The sequence below is a fragment of the Streptococcus sp. IsoGale022 genome, assembly GCF_031142805.1.
Taxonomy (GTDB): Bacteria; Bacillota; Bacilli; order Lactobacillales; family Streptococcaceae; genus Streptococcus; species Streptococcus sanguinis_A.
The window spans coordinates 22,899-29,215 of record NZ_JAKZJI010000025.1 but is presented as its reverse complement, the minus strand read 5'-3'; the positions used below and the strand labels follow the sequence as shown (position 1 = coordinate 29,215).

The 6,317-nt window shown below is 45.2% G+C and carries 1 protein-coding gene; it reads left to right on the top strand.

The window, feature by feature from the left end:
- Nucleotides 1-346 precede the first annotated feature (346 nt).
- Nucleotides 347-6,160 carry a ZmpA/ZmpB/ZmpC family metallo-endopeptidase gene (locus tag RG608_RS11020; protein WP_308946963.1) on the top strand — a complete coding sequence of 1,938 codons (5,814 nt, stop codon included), beginning with the start codon at nt 347-349 and terminating at the stop codon, nt 6,158-6,160.
- Nucleotides 6,161-6,317: the final 157 nt, after the last annotated feature.

Here is a 6,317-nt window from a genome sequence, read left to right as displayed (position 1 = left end):
AACAGTATAGTGTACTTTTTATACTGTCCATTATAAGCGGTTCTGTTCAACGCTGTTCTTTTTATGTTTTTTAGAAGGCCATTGGGCAAGTGTAGTCAAAAAAGAGAGCCGCTTTGACCAGCCTTTTAATAAAAAGAAATTCGCTATAAAAAGTGTAAAGAGATTTTCTCTATTTACTTTTACAAAAATTAATTGTTTTTTAAGTAAAATCTATTGTAAAAATTTCCTAAAAGATATATGATAATACTAAGTGTATAAAAAGTATCTTTTTAGCCTGCTGGGGAGTTGGCTAGGGAGATAATGGGAGATTAGCTTTATACATTTTAGGAAAAAGGGGATTTATAAAGTGAAAAGTTTTGAAAAAGTGCAGGAGCGAATTCAGAAATATTCGATTCGCAAATTGTCTGTCGGCGTAGGATCGGTTGCCATTGCAGCTCTGATTTTTGGGAGCTTTTTGTCCAGCTCGACAGTTGCTGCAGATGAAGTAGGAGGCGGTGCGACTGCTCACTATAGCTATGTCGAAGAGCAAGAGCTAACAGAGCAGGAAAAAGGGCTGATTAAGAAAGGTCTGCCTGAAAATCTGCAAACAGGGGAAAACTATTACCTGATTTATCGGAAGCAAGATGGGCAAGCTGTCTTGCCGCGTACAGGAAATAATGGTCAGTCGCTTCTCGGCTTATTTGCGGGAACGGCTATTTTGGCTGTCTTGGTATTCTCACGGAAGAAATCTGGCAAATTACTAGGAGTGCTTTTGCTAGGCAGCTTGGGACAGACTCTATTACAGTCTCCTCAAGCGTTTGCGCTAGAAAATCGGGAATTGCTTTCATATAACCGTCAAGTTGCGGTTTCGTCAACAGTTTCTGAAGCGGATCTGACCATTGCAGGTTATAACTATATCGGTTACTTTACCGCTTCTGATTTGCGTGCTTTGATAGGGAGCAAGTCGACCTCCCTGCCAGTTGATCAAGAAGCTCGAGAACAAGCAGAATTATCCGAAGTTGCAAAAGAGGACTCTGACTCTATTGATCGAGCTGCTCAGGCAGGGTTGCTGTATCAGCTGAACCCTGCTGCAAATGATTCAGGGGTGTCAGGGAAGCTTCCAACTCCTCAGCCATCAAATCCAACTATAGAGACGGCAAAAGGGGAAAGCTTACAAGAGCCTGCATTGCCAGAGTACAGCGGCGGCGTAAATGGCCAATCAACTGTGCAAGCAGAAAATCCTAGCTATACAATTTCGGAAGGAACAGCAGGAGATACAGCCGCGGTAGAGCCCGCTTTGCCAGAATACACGGGCGGTGTCAACGGCGAATCGCTAGTTCAAGCGGATAATCCAGTCTACACGAATCCAGTAGGCACAGCAGGAGATACAGCCCCAGTTGAGCCTGCATTGCCAGAGTACACGGGTGGCGTTAATGGTGAATCGCTAGTTCAAGCAGACAATCCGGTCTACACGGCCCCGATAAGTGTAGTTAGCGATACAGCTCCGGTAGAGCCCGCTCTACCAGAATACACGGGTGGCGTTAATGGCGAATCAGCAGTTCAAGCGGACAATCCAGTCTATGATGCTCCAGTAGATACAGCAGGCGACATAGCCCCGGTCCAGCCCGCTCTGCCAGAGTACACCAGTGGTGTCAATGGCGAATCGACAGTGCAACCAGAACTACCTAGTCTGCATACAGACATCAAGCTAGAAACGATTGAGCCTCAAGTTGTTCACAAGACAGATGATAGCAAGTATCTTGATGAAGAGACTACTGTCGATGGAACTCCAGGACAAAAAGAAATTGTAACCAGCTATGAAGTCTTGGACGGTAATCGCATATCGGAGCCACAAACTACTGAAACAATCTTGCATGAAGCAGTTGATACAGTGATCACTCGGGGTAGCAAGGCTCGCATCAATAAAGAAGAATTGAGCAAGCAGCTGGCTTTAGCAGCGGCTGTGGATTCAGCCGTTTACACCAATCAATCCTATCAGCAGCTGCAGGCAATTAAGAATATGGCTTCGACGGTTTACCAAACTTCGTCGAGTCAAGATGAAGTAGATGCGGGTGTCAACCAACTCAAGCAGGCTTTGGCGGACTTATTGGCCCTTAAAGCAGCGCCGACTCTGACTGTTTCAGCGGTTAAGAAGGATGAATTGCAGAAATCTGCGCAAATTCAATACCAGCTGACGGACAGGGATCAAGCCTTTACTAGTGCTCATGTTCGTCTGAAGAAAGATGGCCAGCTGATAGCTGAGCAGAATTTGGCGGCAGGCCAGCTGACTGCTAGCTTCAGTGGTTTGGACTACTATACACCATATCAGATTGAGACGACTCTATCATATGACTTAGGTAATGGGGCTGAAAGCCAAGAATTAGCTCAAGAGACAGTCCAGCTGGACCTGAAGAAGGTGGAGCTCAAGTCCATCACTAATGTCTCCTTGATGAAGGTTGAGAATGGTCAGACAAAATTGATGCCTACTCTGGCTGAAAAACCAGCAAATCTGGACCAATATTATCTGTACTTTACATCCGACCAGTTCAAGGACACTGTCCTGCCAGTTACCTCTATCGAGGAAGTGGTTGTTGATAACCAGCCTGTCTTCAAGATTCAGGCTCAGCTGCCAGACTTGCTGCAAAGAAGCGCAACTGGTCTTCAAAACAGCTTTGATTTCTATCTGGAAAAGGCCAAGAAGCGTGAAGGAAATGTCTACTATGACTTCCAAGACCTCTTGGATGGCATCAAGGAAAATCCTTCTGGAACCTTTATTCTGGGCCGCAGTATTAGTGCCAAGCTGATTGACAAACCTGCCAACAGCAAGTCTTACCTGCAAGGTGAATTCAAAGGCCAGCTGATTGGTGAGCAAAATGGTGAGCGCCATGCGATTTTAGACTTAGCGCATCCTCTATTTGATACAATTACTGGCGGAACGGTCAAGGATATTGACTTTAAGCGAGTCAATATGGTTTATCCAGATTCGCAAGCGGGCGATACTATTGCCACAATTGCTGCTCGCTTGAAGAATAAAGGAGTAATCGAAAACGTCAATGTCCAAGGATACTTGGAAGGAAGAGACCATATTGCCGGTTTGGTTAACAATATAGAAGGCCAATCTCGAGTTGAAAATGTTTCCTTTAAGGGACGAATTAAGTCCAAGGGTGGAAACTCTGTGACAGGCGGTATCGCAGGCACCAACGCCATGTCCTTGGTGAAACGAGCCTACGTTGAGGCAGATATTTGGGTCAAGAGTGGCCAAAATGCAGGTATGCTGGTCGCTCAAAACTTCACTGACTATTCAGGTTCAGGCTGGGGTAATTGGGGCAGATTGATGCAATCAGTTGCCAAAGGTAAGTTAGAGGATGCAGGCTCAAGAAATTCAGCTGGTATCGCTGCTTCCATTTGGCCGTATGGAACCATCAATGACACCGTCAGCTATGCCACAGTAGTGAACGGTAAAGAGCTCTTTAGCTCAGATAATGAGATTACCGATGCTTGGATGGGGCAAAAACTTCAAAACCTCTTTGGTGTTCAGGGACAAAGTTCTGGAACCAAGACAGGTAAAGATGCTAAGTTCCGTCGCTTGACAGAAGCTGAAGCGGAGCAAAAAGTTAAGAGCTACCAGATTACCGCCCTTGACCAAACCAGCGCAAATGAAGTAACAACTGAGAAGCTAAATGCTGCTATCCTAAAAACAAGTACTTATCAAGACAAGCCAGGTTACAAGGCAGAAAATGAACAGCTTTATCAGAACCTAGAACGCTTTATGCCTTTCTACAATCAAGAGTTCTTGATTCATGAAGCCAATAAGCTGGTGGATGCTGGTAAGGCGGGCGACCTGTTGACTAAGAAAGTTCTATCAGTTCAAGCCCTGAAAGGCAATCAGTTTGTTGCTGGCGGAACGGATGCTGATAAGATCTTAGTCCATTTTGCAGACAGAAGCAAGATCATCTACAATCTTCAAAATCAAGCAAGATTTGAGCAGACTGCCCTGCCGGAATATCAGATTGCAGAGCTTGGTACAGTCTATACTCCAAATCACTCAACGGCAGTCAAAGAAGATTTGCTGACTCAGCTGACTGAGAGCTTGAAGAGTTTTGAACTATACAGTGATGAAGTCTATCGTTCAGTGGGTCTTCCTAATGACAATGATAGGGTCAACAAAGTCAAGCGCCTCTTCTTGGATGAGTCTCTGGCTGAAGTGAAAGCCAACTTGCAGGATATGATTAGTAAGCTCCTGGCCAATGAATGGACAAGGTTCCATGCTGACAATCCAGCAGCCAATGAAGCTCTGAAAGCTAAAATCGAAGAGAACAAGACCGCTATCATGCTCGGTCTGACCTACCTCAACCGTTATTACGATCTCAAGTTTGGTGACTATAACCTCAAGGAGCTAGTACTCTTCAAACCAGACTTCTATGGTGAAAAAGTACCATTGCTGGATCGCTTGATTAAGATTGGTCGTTCGACAGAAAATCAACTGAAAGGGGCAGACAATGTCAACATGTTTGCCCGTCAGTTGAAGGCTGAGTCCAAGTCTAGTGATTTGGTGGCTTACTTGGATTACAACCGTCGCTTGCTGACTGACTTTGCGGATATGGATTCTTGGTTCAAGGATGCAACCCGAGGCTTTATTCAGTTTGAAGAACGCCAGTCAGAAGTCGAGGAGATCAAGTCTGCTAAGTATCGCGTCTTTGACAACCTCAACTCTGAATATTTCAGCAACTATATCCTTCCGCTTCTAACCTTGAAGAATACGCGTTTAGCTATTCTGTCAAACTATAGCACGATGGCCTTTGTCAACAGAGACAAGCGCCGGTCATGGTCTGATGAACGATTTAATGCGCGCATCAAGGAAGTAGCGACCCAGCATCGAAATCACGTAGATACTTGGTACAAACTGCTTTCAGATGATATCAAGTCCAGAATGGTCAAGGAAAATGTAACGGCTGTATGGGATGGTTTCGATGTGGAAGGACGTGGCTGGATTGATGTCAACGGAAATGATAATAAGGGCAATCCTTATGCACCATCCCGCGAGTTCTTTAACCTAGTTGGTGGCAGAGCGGGTGGCTGGTACAAGTCAAATGGCTACGGTGCCCACGCTGCCGGTTCAATCCGTGTGAACTTTGAGGCCTTTGACCTCTTGACGGAATATGGTGTGTCCGTCTTCACGCACGAGCTTACCCATGTCAATGACAGAGATATTTATCTGGGCGGACATGGCAGACGACAAGGTATCGGACCAGAAGGCTATGCCCAAGGGATGCTCCAGTCACCTGTTCCTGATCAGCCAGGTTGGGGTGCTTTGGGTCTCAATATGGCCTTTGATCGTCCAAATAATGGCAGTCTCATTTTCAATAGCTCGCCAAGTCTCTTCAAGAACCGAGCAGACATCGACCATTACATGAAGGGTTATAATGACACCCTCATGCTGCTGGATTACCTTGAGGGACAAGCCGTTGTTGCCAAAGGAAATGAGGCCGCAGCTAAATGGTTCAAGAAGGTTGAGCCGAAAGTTGTAGATCCTCGCACCCAATACGACGTCGTAAGAGAGTTGACGGCTGAGGAGAAAGCGAATATGTCGGTCTCATCTGTAGATGATCTGGTCGATCAAGGCTTGCTGTCTAACCGTGCAGTTGACAACCGAACTTATAATCCTGCCGACTATGACTCTAGTTACATTGCCATTGACTTTATGACGGGTATCTATGGCGGCGGTCAAAACAATACTGGAGCGCCAGGTGCCTTGATGTTCAAGCATAATACCTTCAGAATCTGGGGTTACTATGGCTATGAAAAAGGCTTCATAAGCTATGCTTCTAATAAACACCGTAAGACAGCCAATGAGCAAGGTGTGACTGGTTTGAGCGACAACTTTATCATCAAGCAAATTTCTGAAGGTGAATTTGAAACCATGGAAGCCTTCAAGAAAGCTTACTTCAGAAAAGTTGTGGATAAAGCACAAACCTCAGGTATTAAGCCAGTGACTGTCAATGGAAAAGTCTATACTACTTATGAAGAGTTGAAAGCTGGCTTTGCAGAAGCTGTTGACAAGGATCTGAAGAAGTCTCGTGTCGATGAACGCGCAACCAAGGACTTCAAGTATGCTGTCTTTACGCAGTTGCTGAAGAACACCAATAGCTTCATGGATGAAAACTCCATTTGGGGTTCCTAAGAAAAAGTGTCAAATTTGCTGCATGTGTAACTACAAATAATGACTTTTAGCAATATGTAATCAATAACCCATTTGAATTTGTTCTGTTTGTGCCGTCACTGACAGTCTGGTTCAGATGGGTTGTTTTGTTGCATAATGGTAACTCGTAGCGCAGATT